This is a genomic window from Bacillus cihuensis, assembly GCF_000504145.1.
GTDB lineage: Bacteria > Bacillota > Bacilli > Bacillales > DSM-1321 > Peribacillus > Peribacillus huizhouensis.
The window spans coordinates 1-20,648 of sequence record NZ_AYSD01000017.1; the positions used below are offsets into that span (position 1 = coordinate 1).

Annotated in this window: 17 protein-coding genes and 1 riboswitch; of the genes, 8 read left to right on the forward strand and 9 right to left on the reverse strand. The window is 35.9% G+C overall.

Annotation, left to right across the window (positions count from 1 at the left end; all coding sequences use genetic code 11):
• The 5 genes from V179_RS0103595 to V179_RS0103615 form a co-directional block, all read right to left on the reverse strand.
• Positions 1-647 (reverse strand): Na+ dependent nucleoside transporter N-terminal domain-containing protein (locus V179_RS0103595; RefSeq protein ID WP_028390317.1); only part of this gene is annotated, 647 nt, incomplete at its 3' end.
• A 123-nt stretch (positions 648-770) separates the two neighbouring features.
• Positions 771-1,700 (reverse strand): pseudouridine-5'-phosphate glycosidase, encoded by a 930-nt coding sequence (locus V179_RS0103600; protein ID WP_028390318.1) that lies wholly within the window; start codon positions 1,698-1,700, stop codon positions 771-773.
• Positions 1,701-2,657 (reverse strand): carbohydrate kinase family protein, encoded by a 957-nt coding sequence (locus V179_RS26980; RefSeq protein WP_051404822.1) that lies wholly within the window; start codon positions 2,655-2,657, stop codon positions 1,701-1,703.
• A gap of 91 nt (positions 2,658-2,748) precedes the next feature.
• On the reverse strand, positions 2,749-3,663 hold the full coding sequence (locus V179_RS0103610; protein WP_028390319.1) for an EamA family transporter: 915 nt from the start codon (positions 3,661-3,663) through the stop codon (positions 2,749-2,751).
• A gap of 242 nt (positions 3,664-3,905) precedes the next feature.
• The gene (locus V179_RS0103615; protein WP_028390320.1) at positions 3,906-5,015 is read right to left on the reverse strand and encodes a carbohydrate kinase; all 1,110 of its coding nucleotides are present in this window, start codon (positions 5,013-5,015) and stop codon (positions 3,906-3,908) included.
• A gap of 1,269 nt (positions 5,016-6,284) precedes the next feature.
• Positions 6,285-6,375, reverse strand: a riboswitch (cyclic di-GMP riboswitch).
• A gap of 707 nt (positions 6,376-7,082) precedes the next feature.
• Between V179_RS0103615 and V179_RS0103630 the strand changes: the two genes are divergently transcribed.
• Both V179_RS0103630 and V179_RS0103635 read left to right on the forward strand, forming a co-directional pair.
• Complete coding sequence (locus V179_RS0103630; RefSeq protein ID WP_028390322.1) at positions 7,083-7,553, forward strand: hypothetical protein; 471 nt, start codon at positions 7,083-7,085, stop codon at positions 7,551-7,553.
• Complete coding sequence (locus tag V179_RS0103635) at positions 7,537-8,166, forward strand: hypothetical protein (RefSeq protein ID WP_028390323.1); 630 nt, start codon at positions 7,537-7,539, stop codon at positions 8,164-8,166. Before V179_RS0103630 ends, V179_RS0103635 begins: the two co-directional genes overlap by 17 nt.
• Positions 8,167-8,897: 731 nt before the next feature.
• On the opposite strand, the gene V179_RS0103640 is transcribed toward V179_RS0103635, so the two are convergent.
• The gene (locus V179_RS0103640) at positions 8,898-10,553 is read right to left on the reverse strand and encodes a helix-turn-helix domain-containing protein (protein WP_028390324.1); all 1,656 of its coding nucleotides are present in this window, start codon (positions 10,551-10,553) and stop codon (positions 8,898-8,900) included.
• Complete coding sequence (locus tag V179_RS0103645) at positions 10,553-11,038, reverse strand: hypothetical protein (protein ID WP_028390325.1); 486 nt, start codon at positions 11,036-11,038, stop codon at positions 10,553-10,555. Before V179_RS0103645 ends, V179_RS0103640 begins: the two co-directional genes overlap by 1 nt.
• A gap of 1,028 nt (positions 11,039-12,066) precedes the next feature.
• Here V179_RS0103645 and V179_RS0103655 point away from each other — a divergent pair.
• Positions 12,067-13,188, forward strand: a complete 1,122-nt coding sequence (locus V179_RS0103655) for a hypothetical protein (protein WP_034300491.1) — start codon at positions 12,067-12,069, stop codon at positions 13,186-13,188.
• An 899-nt stretch (positions 13,189-14,087) separates the two neighbouring features.
• Here the strand turns inward: V179_RS0103655 and V179_RS0103660 are convergent.
• Complete coding sequence (locus V179_RS0103660; protein ID WP_028390327.1) at positions 14,088-14,990, reverse strand: hypothetical protein; 903 nt, start codon at positions 14,988-14,990, stop codon at positions 14,088-14,090.
• 509 nt (positions 14,991-15,499) lie between these two features.
• Between V179_RS0103660 and V179_RS0103665 the strand changes: the two genes are divergently transcribed.
• The 5 genes from V179_RS0103665 to V179_RS0103690 all read left to right on the forward strand — a co-directional run bounded on the left by V179_RS0103665 (position 15,500) and on the right by V179_RS0103690 (position 20,085).
• A complete protein-coding gene (locus V179_RS0103665; protein WP_028390328.1) occupies positions 15,500-16,750 on the forward strand; it encodes a ParM/StbA family protein in 1,251 nt (416 codons plus the stop codon).
• Between the two features lie 45 nt (positions 16,751-16,795).
• Positions 16,796-17,251, forward strand: coding sequence for a hypothetical protein (locus tag V179_RS0103670; RefSeq protein WP_028390329.1), 456 nt, complete (start codon positions 16,796-16,798; stop codon positions 17,249-17,251).
• Positions 17,252-17,830: 579 nt separating this feature from the next.
• A complete protein-coding gene (locus V179_RS0103680) occupies positions 17,831-18,685 on the forward strand; it encodes a carbon-nitrogen hydrolase family protein (protein WP_028390330.1) in 855 nt (284 codons plus the stop codon).
• A 39-nt stretch (positions 18,686-18,724) separates the two neighbouring features.
• Positions 18,725-19,390, forward strand: coding sequence for a GNAT family N-acetyltransferase (locus V179_RS0103685; RefSeq protein ID WP_028390331.1), 666 nt, complete (start codon positions 18,725-18,727; stop codon positions 19,388-19,390).
• A 23-nt stretch (positions 19,391-19,413) separates the two neighbouring features.
• A complete protein-coding gene (locus V179_RS0103690) occupies positions 19,414-20,085 on the forward strand; it encodes a GNAT family N-acetyltransferase (RefSeq protein WP_028390332.1) in 672 nt (223 codons plus the stop codon).
• A 346-nt stretch (positions 20,086-20,431) separates the two neighbouring features.
• Here the strand turns inward: V179_RS0103690 and V179_RS0103695 are convergent, their stop codons facing one another.
• Complete coding sequence (locus V179_RS0103695; protein WP_028390333.1) at positions 20,432-20,638, reverse strand: hypothetical protein; 207 nt, start codon at positions 20,636-20,638, stop codon at positions 20,432-20,434.
• Positions 20,639-20,648: the final 10 nt, after the last annotated feature.

A 20,648-nucleotide genomic window follows, 5' to 3' on the forward strand; every position in this document is an offset into this window, starting at 1 on the left:
AAATCATATGGATTAATAATATTCGCCACGATTAGTGCACTAAAAATATTCAATACAACAGCGGTTACCACATATTTTGGCTCTAACATCGTCATATAAGACCCAACCATCGCCATACTGATTGCACTCATTGCTGACGTACAAATCGTATAAAGTCTTTTTGGAGATAGAAGCGGAATTTGTTTAATAATCGTTAAGAACACTTCTGGTTGTCCAAGAGCAGCTGTAGATATAGCAAAATAACTTTCCAGTTTCCCCATTCCCGTTATTTTGCTTAAAATTAGGCCCAAATATTTGATAATAAATGGTAATATTTTGATATAATTTAATATCCCTATTAAAACGGATATGAAAACAAGCGGTAATAACACGGCAAGGAAAAACGAAAATGCACCATCATTCAGCATACCACCAAATACAAATTCAATACCTGATTGAGCAATCTTCATTAATTTTTCAAAAAATACGCCTACTTTAGTAATAGCAATTAACCCTATACTCGTATTCATCATGAAGTAAACGGCCATGATTTGCACTGCAAGCATAATTAGAATACGTTTATATTTTATTTGTTTTCTATTATTGCTGACTAAAAAACCAATACCAAAAACAAGTAAAATTCCTGTGATTAAGAAAATAAAATTCATACGTAGCCTCCCCTTTAAAATGGAAACGTTTTCAATATCGTCCAAAAAACAACTTCTATAAAGACTAGTGTTTATAATAAACTACGTCATTGAACTTTATAGAAGTTGAGTTTAGTTACGAACTTAGTTTAGTACTAAATTCGTTTTGTTGTTGAAGCTAACTGCAATTTGGCTTCCTACTTTAGCATTGTGTTTTACTAATTCAATATTGGCCACAAGGCTTGTACCGTTCGTTAAATCTTTTATTTTTCCAAGCAAGAATGGTGTACTATCTTTACCAATAATGTTGTTTTCTTCTGCTTCTTTGATTGCTTGAGCAATTATTCCATTGATATAGTCTTCATCCATAGCATGTTCTTTAGGAATTGGGTTAGCGATTACTGCTCCACCATTAAGGTTTAATTCCCATTTCGTTTTTAATGTTTCTGCAATTACGTCGATTGAATCCGTAGAGATATTTAATTTATGTTCACTACTTCTTGTGTAGAATGCTGGTAAAACTTCTGTTTCATATCCAATTACAGGAACCCCTTTTGTTTCAAGGTATTCAAGAGTAAGTCCTAAATCTAGGATTGATTTAGCTCCAGCACAAATGACAGCTACATCCGTTTGAGCTAATTCATCAAGGTCAGCAGAGATGTCCATCGTCGTTTCTGCACCTTTATGAACTCCACCAATACCACCAGTTACAAAGATTTTGATGTCTGCTAAATCTGCGCAAATCATTGTTGTTGCAACAGTCGTAGCACCAAGTTGTTTTGTAGCAACAATATGAGCTAAGTCACGTCTTGATACTTTAGCAACACCTGAACTTTTTCCGAATAATTCTAATTCCTCATCTGTTAAACCAATTTTAATTTTTCCATCAATGATGGCAATAGTTGCTGGAACAGCACCGTTATCACGAACAATTTGTTCAACTTCACGAGCCATTTTTACGTTTTGTGGATACGGCATACCGTGAGAAATAATAGTAGACTCTAATGCAACGATTGCTTTTCCTTCTGCTTTTGCTTGTTGTACCTCTTGTGATAATTCAATATAGTTTTTCATTTAAATTGCCTCCATATCTAAGATAAATTGTTTTTTTGATAATTCTTGTCTAACTGTATACTTTGACATAATCGTTTTATGGGCATTAACCAAACCGGAGTTGATAATGTAATCTAATTCTTTCTTTTGTAACCAGGAATAAATGACCCCTGAACAGAAGGAATCTCCTGCACCTGTAACATCCGTAACCATAGGTGTTTCGACCGCTGGGTAGTAATGAAGTTCTCCATTTTCACCCCCTGCCATGACACCTTCTGATCCGTTCGTTACAATCACATTTTTTACCCCTAACTCCAACCAACTCATTACCGAGTTTTCCCAATCTTTCTTATCGTTGATTTTGATATTCATATACGTTTCTGTTTCATCTTTGTTTACAATGAGCCAATTCACTGCACTCAAGGATTTTGGAAGCCTATTCATTTTTGGCGATGAAACAGGGATAATAACTAATGGAATATTGTGTATAGTTGTGAAGTCACAAAGAAATTCAATGGTTTCTCCGGGACAATTCAAATCCACTAAAATACATTTTGCTTCAATCAGAATATCTGTGTTTTGTAAAAGTAGCTCAGGTGTAAGATGATCAAAAATGTCCATATCTGCTAAAGCAATGGATAAATCTCCACGCTTATCTAAAACGGCTGTGTAGGAACCGGTTGACGAATTTGCCAACTTCACGACATGATTTAAATTCATAAAAGGGGAAGATAATGTGTAAATATCTTGCCAATCTGGGTCATCGCCTCTTACTGATAACAAAACCACTTCTTCGCCTAAACGTCCTAAATTCTCAGCAATATTTCTTGCTACCCCACCAACTGTCCTTGAGGATTGTACTGGATTAGACGTTTGGTTAACCTTTTCATTTTTGATATATAATTTCTTATCAACATTCGCTCCCCCTATACAGATGATTGGGGATTTTTGTTTTTCTTCATGAAAAGCATTCGTCAAGCTCAACACCTCCCTCTAAAAACAATTGTTTATTTTATAAACATATGTTTAGTATACGTTTACAAAATGAATTGTCAATATCTTTTTAAAATTAGTTTAAAATAGTTTTCTTTTCACTTTTAGTTTTTTCCAACCGGACATTTTCACTTAAAGTAGGTGCACATATCCCAACAAGAATGATGACTACTCCGACTATTTGCATGAATGTAACCGTCTCATTTAGTAAAAGAACGGATACGATCATAGCGATTGGCAATTCTACAGCGCTTAATATCGATGAAACTCCTAATCCGACTTTAGGAATAGCAATACTAAATAAGAAGACTGGAACAACCATTCCAAATAGACCCAAAGCCAACCCAAACAGCCAAAGCCCTTCACTAAACAACGTCCCATCCCAAATGATTTGTGGAGATTGAAAGACGGATGTTGTGATCAAGGCAAAGAATGAAACTAATACTAAACGATTAGAAGTCGTCATCTTTGCATTGGATTTTCCATTAAAAAATAAGAATAGTGAATAACAAAGGGCTGCTCCTAACCCCCACAACCAACCTTGGATTGGAATCTTAGATAAATCGACATCCACTAATCCAGCTGCTGGTATCGTTCCGACAAATAATAAAATGAGAGAAAAAGCCTCCATCCGACTAGGAAATTTCCGGCTTGCAATACACGAGATGAACATACCTATCCATGTAAATTGAAACAGAAGAACAACTGCCAATGAAGCAGGTAAATAGTTCAAGGACGTACCGTATAAAATATTAGTTAGCCCTGTTAAAATACCCGCGGGAATAATACTTTTCATCCCTTTTAGATTTACTTTTTTCCCTTGACTAATAAATATACAAACAGCGATAGCAAAACCAATCACAAATTGACTCGTAACTGCTTCCGAGGCTGAAAACCCCTCACGCATTGCCAGCTTTATGATGGTTGAAACGATGCCATAACTACAAGCCCCCGTAACTACCAACAAAGGATACAAATAGCTCTTTTTCATTGATTTTCTCCCCTTTCATTTCTTAAGTAAATCTATCTAAGTAATACCTCAATTCTTAGAAAACAAAAGTTTATCATACGGACATTTGTTAGTAAACGCTATCTTTCCATTTTTTTTATGTACAAAAAAGCCGACACTTCCCTTGACATAAGGAAATATCGGCTTATTTTTGATTCTTTCACTTCACTTTTTTCTAATCTTCTACAAAAAATCAAACAATAAAATCACCTTGATATAGTGAATCAAGGGGTTTGATCATTATGAAAGCTATTTTCAACAAGCGAATATAGTTGATCTGCTGTCAAATCCGCATTTGTGTCCCAAGTTTGCAATGTGATAGCTGAAGCTGCCATACCTAAACGGACTGCTTGTTCAAAGGATTCATCATGACTCATGCCAAATAGAACACCGCCTATTAACGATTCCTCTACTCCAGCACGATCCAAAATACTAGTTTGTATTGGTAATAGATGCTCTTGTTTTCCATCATAAGCTGACCAAAATACACCCTGCCTGTCCAACGTGACAAGAACTTGCTTAACGCCCCTTTGTAGTATTTTCTCACTTGCTTTTTTACAGTCTTCAATCGTGACAATCTCCACTTGGGACAATGCAGCTGCTTCTTCACGATTCGCAATCAGTAAATCGATGCCGCGTAAATTAAAGGGCAGTCGCAACGCCTTTGGTGCTGAAACGGGATTCACCCATAAAGTCAGTTGCTCTTTTTCGCATCTTTTAATAAGATAGGTCAACGTTTCTTCTGGAAGATTGGAGTCCGCAAATATGATATGAGAGGATGCCAGATGCGACCACCGCGCTTCAATAAATTCAATGCTGAACTGGTCATAGATCTGCATATCAGCTACAGCAAGAATCTTTTCACCCGTATCAGTAAGAATCGAGGTATAACTCCCTGTTTTCTCCATACTTATTGCCAAACATTGGCTAACATCTACTCCATAACGCTTTGTTTCTTCCAAAAGCCATTTTCCTTCTTGATCATCTCCAATTAAGGTGATCAATGACACTCGGCAGCCTAGCCTGCCTAAGTTCTCTGCCACATTTCGAGAAATCCCCCCACAAGACTGTCTAATCGTTGCAGGGTTGGAGGTACCATACTGAATTGGCTTCAAAGTTTGTGACTTCCGATCTATGTTGGCTCCACCGATACAAGTAATTCGTGACTCTTCCCGTACGATGTAAGCACGTCCAAGTATTTCTCCTTTTTTTGTTAAAGTGGAGATGTATCCAGCCACCGCTGATCTCGAAAGTCCTAGTTTTGCTGAAAGTTCTTGTTGAGAAATAAATGGGTTTTCTTTAATTAAAGACAAAATGTGCTGATCCTTGACCATGTATTCCCCTTCCTTATCTTCCACATCTATTGATACAATTGAGTATAATACGTATCATTCTTCGTTTGCAACAAGATTTAAAAGCGGGAAAATGAGTCTTGACATTATTCTCGGAGTTGATTTTAACAGTTCTTCACATATAACCTTTAAGTGCGCATGGAAAACATGACGAACAAATTAGCTTGTTAAATGAAGAAAATATAAGTATTCAATATTTGTAATTTTTCCACTGAAAACAACTGCAGCTCAATGCTCAATTATTTAAAAACGTATAAATATCGAAGTCTATTCATAACAAACACACCATTCAATTTATATGGACAGTGGGTTTATGTTAGATTCCACTCATAATTTACTATCCACAATGATGCAAATTGACTAAAAGCTGTTGCAAGATAACCCAGCCATTCATTTCTCATTTCAACCAGTGTACCCTTTTCTCCTTTTTTGATAATATCCGTCCATCACTTCTTTATGGACCATATTTCCATCAGTTCCCCAGACAATATGTGAACCATTTTCCATTTTATTCTGAAGCTTATATTTTTCGAGATAATTTTGACCCCCATGACTGCTAAAAAGCTGGATGGTTCCTTGAACTACCTACTACTTACTTTTCTAACGAAAATTTGAAATGGGGGACTCTTAAGAACACCCACCAATCTATTGATCAGTTATCGGTTAGGCGATCTCCTTCACACGATTGAAGAAGGAGTCTTCTTTCGGATAATAATAAATACCCCGTATTGGTTTCTAAAAGTTGGCTTTTCCTATTTCTATTATGTTTGCTGAATCTTCTTAGTGTTCAATAAACTACGTAAAAAAATCGTCAAACATTTTCATAGGGTCCATAGAAAATACAGTTGTGACTGTAGGATAGATATCAGTAAATCTGTAAAATCAAGGGAGGGCGGACTATTGAAGAGATTTATGTCACTATAAATCGAACAAATAAGAGATAATGGCTAACGAAGAGAAGCTCAATCAACTGCGTTAGGAGAACGGATATTGATTGAGCATTGCTTTACATTTCAAACAAGTGATTTCTTCATAATGTTTGAATTTAATTTTCTTGAGATCGTTTTTGGTGAAAGTAGAAAAAACATTATACTTTTCTCCACATTCACAAATATGTTCGTCTTTAACAAGGTGCCGATCATTTGTTTCATTTGAAAAAACAGTAGGAAAAAACATCTTACTCCCTCTTTCAACTAATTTTCAGGCAAATTAGTAAGGGATTGAAAAATAAAATGATTATCAAGAATCTTTCTTGGCAACCCGGCTACCATGACAACCGACTGATTGTTTTAGGCCCGTGGCTTTGCGTCTTCTACTTTCATAAAATTTGCCCAATAGGTATATTATCACTGTATTGCATATTGGTAAATAGTTCTTATTACCCATCATTTATTTAATTATATCAAGTAGAACCAATTGATTCCTCACTAAGATTGGATGAAATGAAAGGCCCTACCCTTTTTAGATCTCAATATAAATGGAAAAGTGGAAAAGGGACCATAGGATAAGTCTAAAAATAGGAAAAGCAGGTGGAAGAAGAGGAAAAATTCTAGTCATCACTGACAAATAAATGACTTCAAAATATTTGAAGATCCACTTTTAGCATGTCTACTTATCTTCATACTAAGATAAAAATTTATAGAAAAATCGTAAACTAATCTAGTCTAATCTAATTTAAACTAGATTAGACTATTTATGTACACTAGCTGATGATCACATGACTATAGGTCTATGTTCAAAACGACTTTCCTTAACATTTTTTTATATTAAATTTTTACCGCACTGCTACTTTAATCAATTTCACACCTGCTTTTTTTGCTTCTTTTACTGCTTTTTTCAACTGTTTGGTAACATCCTCATTCTTCTTTTTCGCCATCTTCTTCCCTTCCTTTCTTCTGCCAATTCGTATTAGCCATCATGCCCTTATTCTAGGAAAATATACAAAAGAGGTCTAAAATCTCCCCTTCTTCTCTATATATCTTATAAAGTATGGAAAAGTGGAAAAGTGACCATGAGCTAGATTCGAAAAGTACGAGAGGGAGGATGGAAGTGGAAAGCATAAATCCAATGTTTCAAGACAAGCCGTTAAAAAAAGGGATTTCAACTAAAGAAGAATCGGAACGTCCACTTAAGAGAAAGCGGCAAACACGTTCAGATAAAGGCCATAACATCAAATTTCCAGTGACAACCGTCATGCAGATGAAACTGCGTACCTACTGTAAGCAAATGAATAGAATTTATCATACTCAAGATGGACAAGCCTTAAGTCAAACTGTTTTTAATACATCACTTTTGCAGTTTGGGTTGCATCACACTGAAATAGTGGATTGGACCCTACACTATCAAGATACTAAAACGTATATGCATACGATGCTGAAGGAACAGGAATACCAGAGAATCGGCGGTCCATATGGTCTAGCCATTCAAAAACAAGTATCTGAACGAAAGGTCGTATTTTTTATTATGGCAAGCGTCTTACTCTGGATTGAAAAGGGTGGTTCTCTTGAAAAAATCTTATAGTAGCCTAAATCTTCTGCAGCAAAAATTAACAGGAACGTCTTCTCCAAAAGGTTTCTTTGAATATATCTTTCACAATCGAAAATACCTAACCCTCGTTATCGGATATTATGATTATTTAAGAGGGAAAGTGTTCATCGAAGACATGCTCGATATGTACGAAGATGTTCCACTAGGTTTCGATTTGTCTGTCTTGATTCACCTACTCTATCGGGACTTCATAACCCAAATCAAGAAAGGAACGGAATTTAAGCAAGTTGCAGGGTTCCTCCTCTCAGGAAAAGCAGAATATTTAGGAAAGAAAAGAACAGAAAAACGAGTCATGAAGGCCTTGACGGAGCATGTGTTTTCTTTTGAATCCATTGAAGAAGAGATCATTGAGGCAAAACCTGAAAAAGAAAAAGAAGCCCATCTCACGATTCGAATCAAAGAATCTGAAATATTAAGAGGTGAAATCTTCTTACATGACCTCTCCCCTCACCTCAAAGAGGAACATATAACGATTGAGAATTTATTGACGATCCTTTATTTAGACTTTATTAAACAAATTAAAAAACATGGAAACTCAGATATAGTTCAAAAAAACATCCTGTTTCATCTAAAATCTCACAAGTGAATGACTACCAAAAAGTTCGCTCCAGATATCGATACGGTATCAATAGACTAGGGGGTAGAATAATAAAAAGAAAGAGAAAAGAATTATGCTGTAGCTGTTACGCCATTTTAATGATAGGTACTCATACAAAGGGGCAGATCCTTTTGGGACATACCGCTCAACAGGTAAGCACTGTAAAAAAAATTTATTTGCGTGCTACTTTTTGATTAAAAAGACTTATAAAAGAGTCGAAAAGCTTATTTCTTGTTGAATGCAAGGTGCGACCGTGAACAAAACTTGTGGAAAAGAGAGAGTAAGCATAGCGAAATATAGACAAATACATAGTCCATTTTGGCTGGTCGGTTTCGTACTGAGGCTCTTGCCAGAGGAATAATACCTTTATCTCGTGACCAACAGCCAAAGCTCACAATATGGAATCTATGAACTGCCAAAACTCATCATCGAATTATAAACGGAGCGAGTAACTAGACTGCCCCCAAAATGCATGGTCTCTGAAGATGATAAATATTTCAGCCCAAACGATATGCATGTATAGAACGGAAAGAAAGCCGCAAATCATTGTGGAGTACAAATGTTTAAGGAACTCTAACCAGGGGCTAATAGCACTTCCTTCCTCGGGTAGCCAAGATAATCCATCCTTGCCCAATGGTGATTCATCCCCTCCCTTCACATTCCTTTAGGAAGGGGTATTATCGCCTAAAAATGATAAAAAAATAAGCACCGTTACATGCTTATTTTTCATGTAGCCATTCCCTCATTTTCTCTAAACTACCTGTATAAGGACGTTTAATCAAGTTTCGTTCGTATCGAGACAAGGTACTATGGGAAATACCTATTTCCTTCGCTGCCTCTAAAATACTTAACCCTCGGTCTAATCTTTCCTTATTGACGGTTTCAGGAGTCACCTGCTTTTTTTCATTCATTTCTATGGTTACTGCAGTCTCTCTTTCTGTCATGCCCTTCAACATTGTCGATAAATTCACGCTGTCATGGTCTTCGCTTTCCATCAACAATAAATCCCTGTCGTCTCCGATTCCTGTAATATCGGTGGGAGGAATGATTTGAACACGAGCTTTCAACCAAGTAGTAGCAAACCAGTTACGTTCTCTCTCTATCTGGTGCTCAAGCCTTTTATCTTTATAATTCCATCCCTTAATAATGCCATCTCGTTGCAAGGTGTCTAGAATTTCTTCAAATTGCTCTTTGATTCTTGAACCATACCGGGGATTTACGTCTAAATCCATAACTTTTAACAAACCTTTATCTCCACCGATATAATAAGCTCTTAAATAGTCTGCACTCTTTTGGCGAATTCTCCATTGCCAGGATAGATAACGTGATAATCGTTTATGATACCTTTGCTTTGTAGGATGGTATTCGAGTGTCTTTAATGCCAGTAACCCACTACTCTTTTGAGAACCGTACAGAAAATTGGCAAGCAATTCACCTGGTCGGATGCTACATTCATAAATGCCTATCGGGCTGTCTCCTCGGTAAGCCACCGTTACGCTATCCACCAAAAACAACGGATTAAACTGCACTTGGCCGATTTCCTCAAAATTCCCTTGATCTTCATTGATGAATCGTAAATTCTCTCTCTCAATCCTAATCCATATCGTACTGAGAGCTGCTAACCTTTTCATAATGTCATCACGCTCTTTTTTTCGATAGGAGGTTTGGTAGCCGTCAGGGTCTTCGCTCCGCCCTTGCAACCTTCTTAAATTCAAAGCATCATCCGTGTGAAAATGAATCATTTGGTCTTTATGAGTGGCCTGCTGCATCCATAGGATCGAGACGATATCAAAAATATCTGCCGTTAAATCATCCATCGAAGTGATGGCTTGAGAAGTTAGATTTTTCCACTGTTCAATCGCGGCATTGGATTTAATTTTCAAAGAGTCATTCTCAGCCCTAACTTGAGCCGTCGCTTCTAGCGCTCTTTCTGAAATCCTAGCAGTAGGAATGGCTGTAGCAATGTCAAATTCATTTTTGCTAATGGTCTCCCTCAACTTATGAAACAATAAAGCAGAACCTGACTCGGCAAAACTTTGATTTAACATGGAATTGATCACTTCTCTATTGCTGGATTTTAGTGAATAAGAAGGATTTTCTTCATCGTTAATTCGTATGTATGGAAGAACAAAGTTTCTAATTTCCTCTAAATAATCATAAGCCCATTGTTCCATGCCTTCGAATTCCAAGTCATGTTCTCTTACTAACCGTTCCATAATGACAAAAAACGCCTTTAAAGATTGAGATGGCTGAGAATTCTCTTCACTTGCCATTAGGTTCTTTATATCACTATTCCACTCAACAAACAGTTGAGGATAATCTGGGAAAATGATGTTCGTCACATTCAAAATTCTCTTTTGCAATATATTAACCATTATTCTTCATCCCACCCTTCTTTAATCGGCTCTATATATTCATATAAGTATTGCTGAATATAGTCATGAAAAACATCTGTTTCTAGCATGCCGTAATCATACAGAAAACTAATAGTTTCAAACGATAGAAACTGAGCAATCGGATTTTTTTCCAAAATGGCCTGTTTCAGTTGTTGGACGTCTTTTTCCTTATACACGATACACTTTCCCTTACGCTCCTGAAAGTCTTCAGGTGAATAGTGAGTTTCTATAAATGTATGATCATGCTTACATTCGTAGATTACTCGGTTATCCATATAATAAATCTTTACACCAGACTCTTTTCCAGTTTTATAAGATTCAATCTGTTTTCTAAGCCATATAGGTCCACTCGATAAACTTACTAGTGGTTTAGGCAATACGCCACGGAAATGATATGTAGAAACCTTTCTTCGATCCCAACCTAAAATTTCTCCCGCTTCTTTAACGCCCACTAAAAACCCCATAACGATTCCCCTTCAAATCTAGCATTAAAATAATTATGAGTGAGGATTGTTGCGTTTGTCAACATGATTAAATATAGCGTTCTATTCCATATACAACTCTTTCGAACTAAACATTGGCAATATTAGCTAGTGCAACTTTTCGTAGATTGACGTTTCCTTTCACAATATGCACATTCAATTTCTGAATATAATCCTCACCATTCGAACTTATTCACACATACAACTATTAACAGTTTGTTAGATGTGCAACTTTTCGTAGATTGACGTTTCCTCTCACAATGTGCACATCATGTTATCGCTGCATTTATGGGAATTATCATATCGATCCTCTTTTGACGCTTCCTATCACATTAAGCACAATAACTGACCCTTGATGATAAAATAAGCTCTCTTCTACATGTGCAACTTTTCTCATTCATGACGTTTCCTTTCACATTGTGCACAACAAGGTGCGTAGAAATAATGTTTGAACTACTATTCATAGCGCCATCTTTCACTTGAAGCTTCACCGATCCTCATATGTGCAACTTTTCTCATACTTGACGTTTCCTCTCACAATGTGCACCAAACGTTAATAGGGAGATCAGCATCCTTTATGAGTATCCTTTCGAGAATCCCCAGTTTTCATTTATAGAAACAAAAAATCGGGCACTAATACTCGCCTTTTGTTTAAAAACGAAAAATAATGACGTTTCCTCTCACAGTAACTTGCACATAATTCCGTGTAAATTTCATCCGTTTGTTTTATTTATACATCCAGATTTTTATAGAAACGTTGATATACCAACGTTTCTATTCATTTATTTAAAATCTCATTCATGACGTTTCCTTTCACATTGTGCACAAACCGCTAAAAAAAATGACGTTTCCTTTCACACAAAAAAATTCCAACTTTTTTCAACCCCTTGTGGCGCAAGGGATTGGCTCCTATTGTGCAACTTTAAAATCCCCTAATAAAGGGCTTCGTTTTCTCATTTTCCAATTTGCTATAATTCAATTTAAGATCATAGTTGAAAGGAGGGCCAAAAATGACAGAGTCCAAAGTAAGAATCGAAGGTTTTAGAATGCACCAAGCAATCTTAGAAGAATTCCGTTTTATTCGTGATCAATCATTTGAACGCCCTCCTGCTTCTGCCTATGTTGTGTATATAACCATGTTAAAGCAGATGCATGTGGAACAAAATCAACGTGGCATGCTGAAAGAATACAACCTTTCTTCCTGGTCTAAGAAACTAGGAATCTCTTACTCCACACTTTGGGGAGGAAAACGCTATTTGGAAGATCATCATTTTGTCAAAGAGGAAATCTGCGAAGGTTTGCCTGTTTTGGTCCTAAAAGATGTTGAAAAATATAATACACCTGAACATAATGGCGGTGTTCTCAATTACCTGATCATCCCTCATGCTCTTTTTGACACAAATATATTAGCCGAATTTGTACGTACGTCCAACCCTGAAGGCATCGAGCTTCTTTTATCCTTGCTGAATCAGTTCCGTACTGGCATGTCCTTTAGCAAAACAACTGAGATTGAAAAAATAAAACAAGAACGGACAATGAAAACGCTCAAACTACAACTAAACAAAAATGCAAAAGGGGTTCGTAAAACATTAAGTGTTTTAGAGGCTCTGTTTTCTATTGAATTTACAGGAATTGAGTTCCGTAAACAACAAATATGGATTAAAAAAGTATCCTTTTCCTTGAAATCAGAATGCGTCGAAGAAAGTACGGATGAATTCAATGTGAACCCACTTATGGCAAAATTATCGAAAGAACTTACATATTTCTTCGATGGGCATCAAATTAAATATAAACCAAGAGACCAAATAGATGTCATGATTTCCTTTAAACAGGAAGTGATCAACAAATTAAATTATCTTAAGGATGAAGATGAGGTGCAATTCACCGTCAGAGATCAATTCATAAAAAATTTCTTTTTAGAAACAATAGATCAGATCGGCGTTCATATTCATTCGGAAAAAGATCGAAAAGGGTCCTTCCATTTTTACTCAATCGGCGCCTTTTTCAGAATGGCCTTTAGAAAATATCTTCCTGGTGCATTAAACAATATTCCATATGGCTTGATATCAAATGCTAAAATCAGGGAGCATACCTTAACCGGCCAAATTCCAGAGCTGAATGGTGTAATTTAATAGAATAGCTTAGCCTTGTGAAAAAATGGATATTCACAGGGCTATTCGAATTAACTAAAAATAAAATATAGAAATATTCCCTTTTATAAAAGTCTTCTCCTCTGTTTTCTCTTACAAAATTTAACATAATTTGTAAGAGGGATCTTTTTTTATGCCCAAATCATTCCGAATATATACTTGTGAATTAGTGGATATAGCAAATATTATCTTGTGGATTTGTAATTTATCTAAATAGAAACTTGTGTATTTGTGAATCTTTTAATAATTTATTTGTGGAAACGTGGAAACTCTCTTATTCTCATTCATCTTAAATGACTTAAACCTTTCTCTAACAAAGGATTGGCACTACATCATTGAAAATGCTTATTAATACTGTATCTTTTACTATAAATGTACTTTTTATTAAATATGACTTTTTTTACTAAAGTTAATTTTTACGATATAAACCATTCTATATAGTGATTCAATATATTAATGTTTTTTAAGTAGAAAATCAGAATTTATAGTTTTAAAAAATGATTTTATTCATTCCTTTCAGTAAATTTTCCTATTCCTCATACAATATTGAAAATCCTAACTTTGATAATATTAACTATCAAACGCTAAAGTTTCTAAATTTTATATACTTTACTATATATCAATCCAAAAAGAGTAAAGTCTTTTGTATACTTTACTCTTCACACTATCTTTATTCACAATGTACAAAAGATACCTATTCCTATTTTTAACAATAGTTCAGCAAAGCACCAGCCCATTTTAAAGAATTAAACATCTATTTCTAAATGGATTCTAAATTAAGTTTCATGGCACAGGTAATTTCCACACAATAACTGCTTAAAGGGTAAAATTTAGTTAGTGATCTCTCCTAACTGCACAAAATTAGGTATAGGAAATGTCAATCAATCCTCAATGGTATGTAGAAGTAATTCCCTTTCATTTGTTAAACGAGCGGTCTCTACTTCTAACCTCTTTTCCAAAGCAATTACAACAGATTGAATTTCGCTAATTTCCTGCTTTAATAAATCAATTTCCTTAGTGAGTTCCACTTCTAAATTATCAGCTTTAATGAGCTTTTCATCTACTAGTATCTCTGTTTCGATTTGTTGTGGATCATAGGCTGATTTTTTTGAAAAAAGCGAGAAAAGACCCGTTTTTTTATTAAGCTCAAAACTTTTTCGTAAAACATTACCTGCTTGTTGATCCATTTTTCGATATAACCGATGATTTTTGATCTTTTCTTCTATGATTTCAATTTGTCTTTCTCGATCGGCTTTTGATGTAATCCCTTTCAATAGCTCCACTTCGATTTGACTAATCGTATTTTGAAGTGCATGGGTTTTCATCATCACTTTCTGTCTTCTTTCAAATTCAGAAAATAATTGATCCAGAATCTCATCATTATATTTATTTCCTTTTGCATTCCCACTATTGTGTTGTGGGATCGATTTTAGCGCTAACTTAACTTGTATATCAGAAATCGTTTCGCCCCTTTCAATGGCCAATAACACCATATGGATTTTAAAAACACTAAGAAATGTTAATCGTTTCTTTCTGCCTTCTACATAGATTTCCAAATAGCCTTCCAGCATTCTGACATAATATCTTAGCGTTGAATTAGCGATGTGAAAAAATTTATCAGAACAATCTGTCGTTGAATACATCGAATTAGGATCCAACGTTAAAATCTCTTCATTGAATAGCTGCGAATTATACTCTTTGTCCAAAAGCAATGAAGTAAATAAAGCATCGGATTGAAGTGCTTCATTAACATAAATTTTATTACTATCGAATCTATCTGACATGAAATCCCTCCTTTTAACGCTAGATTAACCTTATCTTATTTTTATCTATAAAGCATTCTCTATTGGTAAGCGCTAAATTATCGTTAAATACAGTTTACCTATTATAGAAGGGTTAAGCAACTGTAACTGTAATCGTGTGAAACAAAATATCAATGAACTAGATTAGACTAGTTTATTGATATAACGAAAAACTGGACTAGTCTAATCTAGTTTATTTGAATAGAGGCTTTATCTAGCAAGTTAGATAAAGCGAAATCTAGCTAACGTTAAATAAACGCTAGCTAGATTTCGTGAAATGAGCTTAGCGATGAACTAACTTTAAAAATGCGTTGTAAATAAACCGCAGATTAACGCTAACGATAATTTATCGTTAATTTAAATCAGTGTAATGATTGTTAAAATAGCGATAACGTCAATTTATCGCTATAAAATCATTGACTTTACGAACAGGTATAGATATATTGGGTAATAAAGTAGACTAGACTAGATTAGTCCAGAGGAGGAAGACTGTGACAAAACTTGATTTTTTATTTAAGAAGGATTATTTAATAGCAGGAGTAGATAGTGGGAATATTTCTAATAAAATTACGTATATCGATCAAAAAGGAAATGTTGTTTCTCTAAATATAGCGAGCATCATAGGGGAGAATGCGGAAACAACAGCGGAAGATATGCCAGATGAAAGTCGGGATAAATTGTTTCCTGATGATATGATTCTTCATTTACATATCAAAAGTAATGCCTTGCCTAAGAATCGAACAAATGCCTATTACACAGTAGGAGAGTACGCTCAAATCGCTACGAATAATAAAGATAATTTAAGAGAAACAAACAGTGAGGCTAGAGATAAACTTGGAAATGAAATTCACGTTGTGACAACGTTAGCTGGATTAGCTTTAGCTGCATGGAAATCTGGTAAAGGAGATATAGTTGAAGTTCCTTTAAGCTTTGGGCTTCCGATCGAAGAAGCGAAACAAGCGTCTGCAGAAAAAATCAACCTATATAAAGGGACGCATGAAATTACAGCTGTAAAAGGGCCGTATAAAGGGAAGACCATAACGATCAATATATCTGATGTCCAGCTTAACGTTGAAGGGGTAACAAGCTACTTGGCATTGGCTTTCGACCTTGTAGACGGCGAAGTGGTGGAAACTGAATTTTCATCGCAAATTCATCATGAGTTTGCGATAGCGGATTTAGGAGCTGGAACATTGGATTTAGCCTTGTATGATGAAAACGGTCTAAACTCAACCAAATCCACAAATTATTCAATCGGTACTAATAAATATATCGATGCTATCATGAAAGAGGCGGCGGACCTTAAAGAGTTTGACAGCATACGAGCGCGTTTTGAAAGAGTGGGCAAAACACCTAAAATTTCATTTACACGTGAAGAATTCATGAGAAAATTTATAAAGCCTGAAATTGAAAAGATGATTATGAAGCCTAAATATACTCCAGTATATAAAGCAACTTGGCAATCTAAAACGGGCGACATCACGAAAATAGTTGAAAAATATACACAGGAGTATGCAGAAGAAGTAAAAGATAAAATCATCCGTTATTTCGTCGACACAAATGTGGGGCAGATGATCATTGTTGGTGGGGGTCTTCTTTTCGCGAATCAATATCTAGCAGAACTGAAAGATGAAGATTGTCTTTTCCCTCCTAATATTGAGGAAGCTAGTTTCTTTACTAGTAAGGCCTATCTCTTAAAGAACATTATTGCAGAAATTGAAAAGCAGACATTAGAGGTGTGAAATGGATGATACATTCTTTGGTATTCCTACAAGGTGGTGGTAACATTGTCCAAAGGAAAAATGGTTCCAGGCAAAGGTTTTCAATATACCCCTAAAACTACAATTGGTTGGGCTGATGAATTTAATGAATTATTAAACAGGTTTAGCAGTCGAAATGAACTTATGAGTACACTTTTAGAAGAAGGGTTAAGGGTGCGAAATGGATCTTATAAAGAAAAGGGCATATTTATTCCCTTGGAGTCCTTTACGAGTGATCAATTAGCCCTACTGAAAACAGAAGAAGGGAAACGAATTCTATATAATGTTGTTTCTTTAATACTAGGGAATCCTGAAAGCACGACTTTTGCAAATCAAATGGTGCAGCAGTCACCCCATCAAATCAAGTCAACGGACATGAACACGGATGGTGATGTAACTGTAAAGGCAAATGAAGGTGTCGAATCAAATGAAGCACTTTCTAAATTGTTGAAAATGGGCAAAATGACGAATCTAAAGGGTTAAAATAAGGCTCTTTTCGTAAAGTTTGTTGTTTTAAGTAAGTAACAAGTTCGAGGAGATGTTGATTGTAGTGGAAGATGCGAGACTCCTGCTTAGAGAAGCGTGTTTGAGGGGGACCACACCCCGCAAAGTGCGAAGTACTAAGGAGGCTCCTGAGACCGCCCACGGAAAGCGAGTAGCTGTAACGGAAATTAGCCCAGGATTGTAGTGTAGAAATCATTTAAAAGCAACAAAGGATAGAAAAACAGCCTAAAACAATCATTAATTTATTTATAAATCTTTACCATAATGAGGACCAACAATCTGTTGGTCTTTTATTGATGATTCATTGTAAAAAATTGTTCTGCTAAATTCGAAAATAGAAACCTAACGAGATTCAAATAAAAAGATTTGCTGACTAATATAATGTGAAAGGATATTCGTAGTAGGGAATATGATTAAAGTATACTTTTTATCACTATATAACATTAAAGTGTGTACTTGTTTAAAATCATAATGTGTCTAATAATAACAATAGCAACAATCAATGTAGCATCATAGGTAGAGAGAGCCTCTATAGTGATGATAAGTTAGGAGGATACTATGGAACTAAGAGTTTCAGCAGTGCAATATCATTTACATACAATAACTTCATTTGAAGAATTTTCTAAACAAGTGGAACATTATATTAAAACAGCTGAAGAATTTGATACTGACTTTATTTTGTTCCCGGAATTCTTCACTACTCAATTAATGTCTATTGGAAATAAACAAGGACAATCTTTGACGATACAAGATCTTCCAGACTTTACGGAACAGTACCTATCATTATTTAAAAAGTTAGCGATGCAAACAAATATGCATATTATTGGGGGAACCCATGTCATCCGTAAAGGGGACAAATTATACAATGTTGCTCATTTATTCTATCCGGATGGAAGAGTGGCAGAACAGGCAAAGCTACACCTTACACCAACGGAAATTAAAGAATGGAATATGGCTCCTGGCGAAAAATTAGAAGTATTTGAGACGGATAAAGGTACCATAGCCATGTTGACTTGCTATGACATTGAATTTCCAGAAATCGTTCGAATGGCGAAGGCAAAAGGCGCAGACATTATTTTCAGTCCTTCTTGTACCGATGACCGTCACGGATTCCATCGTGTTCGTTACACCAGCCATGCAAGGACAATCGAAAATCAAGTCTATGTCGTAACTACAGGCACTGTAGGGGCGCTTCCTACGGTTGACTTTATGCGAGCGAATTTTGGTCAAGCGGCAGTGCTTACGCCAAATGATATTCCTTTTCCACCACGTGGCATTCTAGTAGAAGGGGAAATCAATCAAGATATGATTGTAACTGCGGATATAAATCTGGAATTATTATATCGCGTTCGTGAAAGTGGCTCGGTTACTACGTGGCGCGATCGCCGAACCGATTTATATCCAGATTGGTAAACTAAAAATCTCACTTCACAAATAGTAGGGGTGAATCGTGTGTATCGTAAAGAATTTTTTGTCTTCAATCAGAATCAGCCGATCCGAGCTGTGATCCGAAATTATCAAGAAAAAGATTTTTCAGATTTAATTGCTGTTCAACAAGCATGTTTTCCACCACCCTTTCCCTCTGACCTATGGTGGAATAGGGAACAATTGCAAAATCATGTGACATTATTCCCTGAAGGTGCCTTATGTATTGAGATTGAGGGCAAGGTCGTTGGGTCTATGACAGGTTTATTGGTTGACTTCGACCCTAATCATCCAGAACATACTTGGGAAATGATCACTGATAATGGGTATATTCGGAACCATAAGGACGAAGGAAATACACTCTATGTCGTAGATATTAGTGTCAGCCCCTCCTATCGAAAACTAGGACTAGGAAAATGGTTGATGTTGTCGATGTATGAAGTCGTCGTTTATAAAGGACTAGAGCGATTACTTGGAGGAGGAAGAATGCCTGGCTATCATCAAAAAGTAACTGAAATGACGCCAGAGGAATACTTAGAAGCTGTTGTAAAAGGGGAGCTAAAAGATCCGGTTATCACTTTCCTACTCCAGTGCGGTCGAACCCCTGTACAAGTCGTCGCAAATTATTTAGAAGATGAAGAATCGTGTAATTTTGCGGCATTAATGGAATGGAAAAACCCATTCTTTAACTAATGTATGAAAAGGAGAACGCGAAAATGGAATATTGCAGAATTACCAATATACAAGATCCTTTCTTTAAACAATTACACCAATTAATGCAGAATGTGTTCCCTTCAGATGAAGTATTAGAATTCGATTTATGGAAAGAACCATTGGAAGATCCAGATATTCGTGTGTTTGTTGCTGTTGATGACAATAAAGTTGTAGGAGCAACGGAGTACAGGTATTATAAAGATTTTAATGTTGCGATGACAGATTTTACGATTATCGGTCAGGATGGTCGAGGAATCGGTCCATTTTTAGCGAATAGGAGATTAGAGGATCTGCATGCTTTAGCAACTGCTAATGGCAAGAAGCTATTTGGGATGTTTGCTGAAATCTATGACCCTTATCAAGTGGAGCATTATGAGTTTGGAATGATGAAGTCTATGAACCCTTATGTACGTCGTGAGGTTTTAGCTCATCTTGGATATAAGCGCCTTGATTTCTCTTATGTTCATCCATCTTGGAGCAATGATGGGGAAGCTGTAACAGGACTCGATCTTTGTTTTCTGCCCATGGATGAAAGCACGAATGAACTTCAAACAGATCTTATCGTGACGTTTTTGAGACAATATTATTCTATTTTATCAAATAAACCACAATCATGGCATGCAATGGTTGATAACCTAGAAACGAAGCAAATGGTGCAATTATTACCAATTTAGGAAATAATAATCATCGGTTTTGATCTAGCAATATATGATGAGGGTGTCCCAAATGGGTCTGACCTCGCACTCTATCTACAGAATATAGTAGTAAAATCCTACCTATAATCTGTAGATAGTCGATGCGGGGTCAGACCCTTTTTGTTATGGGACAGCTTCATCAGCATAACGATAAAACCGCAGTACAAGTACTGCGGTATAGTGATACTTAATCCATGAATCCAAAACCTTTCCAGATTGAGCTATTCAAAGAAGGAAGGCGATTAATAGTAGGGATTTTTAAAATAAGAGAAAAGTTTAACCCAAAACTTAGTATCTTAATGAATTGAAGGAGTGACCTTCGATGTTATTTGATTATTTCTACAAAAAATACTTTTCCTTTTATTTGTTCGACTAACTCCTCAAGCTCAGAATCATCCAAATCAAACACTTTTTCACTTAATTCTGGCAAGACATGAAGCACATCATTTTCATAACTTGTGCGTTCTACTTCGTTTAGAAAATATTGTTGGAACAGTATTGCCGTGTTTGCCACCTTTCTTTGAGGGAACATTCCAGATACA

Excerpts from the sequence above, each read along its gene's own strand:
- V179_RS0103660 (WP_028390327.1), bottom strand. The coding sequence starts at position 14,990 with ATGTCAGATAGATTCGATAGTAATAAAATTTATGTTAATGAAGCACTT.
- V179_RS0103600 (WP_028390318.1), bottom strand. The coding sequence starts at position 1,700 with ATGAAAAACTATATTGAATTATCACAAGAGGTACAACAAGCAAAAGCA.
- V179_RS0103610 (WP_028390319.1), bottom strand. The coding sequence starts at position 3,663 with ATGAAAAAGAGCTATTTGTATCCTTTGTTGGTAGTTACGGGGGCTTGT.
- V179_RS0103690 (WP_028390332.1), top strand. The coding sequence starts at position 19,414 with ATGGAATATTGCAGAATTACCAATATACAAGATCCTTTCTTTAAACAA.
- V179_RS0103695 (WP_028390333.1), bottom strand. The coding sequence starts at position 20,638 with ATGTTCCCTCAAAGAAAGGTGGCAAACACGGCAATACTGTTCCAACAA.
- V179_RS0103655 (WP_034300491.1), top strand. The coding sequence starts at position 12,067 with ATGACAGAGTCCAAAGTAAGAATCGAAGGTTTTAGAATGCACCAAGCA.
- V179_RS0103640 (WP_028390324.1), bottom strand. The coding sequence starts at position 10,553 with ATGGTTAATATATTGCAAAAGAGAATTTTGAATGTGACGAACATCATT.
- V179_RS0103680 (WP_028390330.1), top strand. The coding sequence starts at position 17,831 with ATGGAACTAAGAGTTTCAGCAGTGCAATATCATTTACATACAATAACT.
- V179_RS0103615 (WP_028390320.1), bottom strand. The coding sequence starts at position 5,015 with ATGGTCAAGGATCAGCACATTTTGTCTTTAATTAAAGAAAACCCATTT.
- V179_RS0103645 (WP_028390325.1), bottom strand. The coding sequence starts at position 11,038 with ATGGGGTTTTTAGTGGGCGTTAAAGAAGCGGGAGAAATTTTAGGTTGG.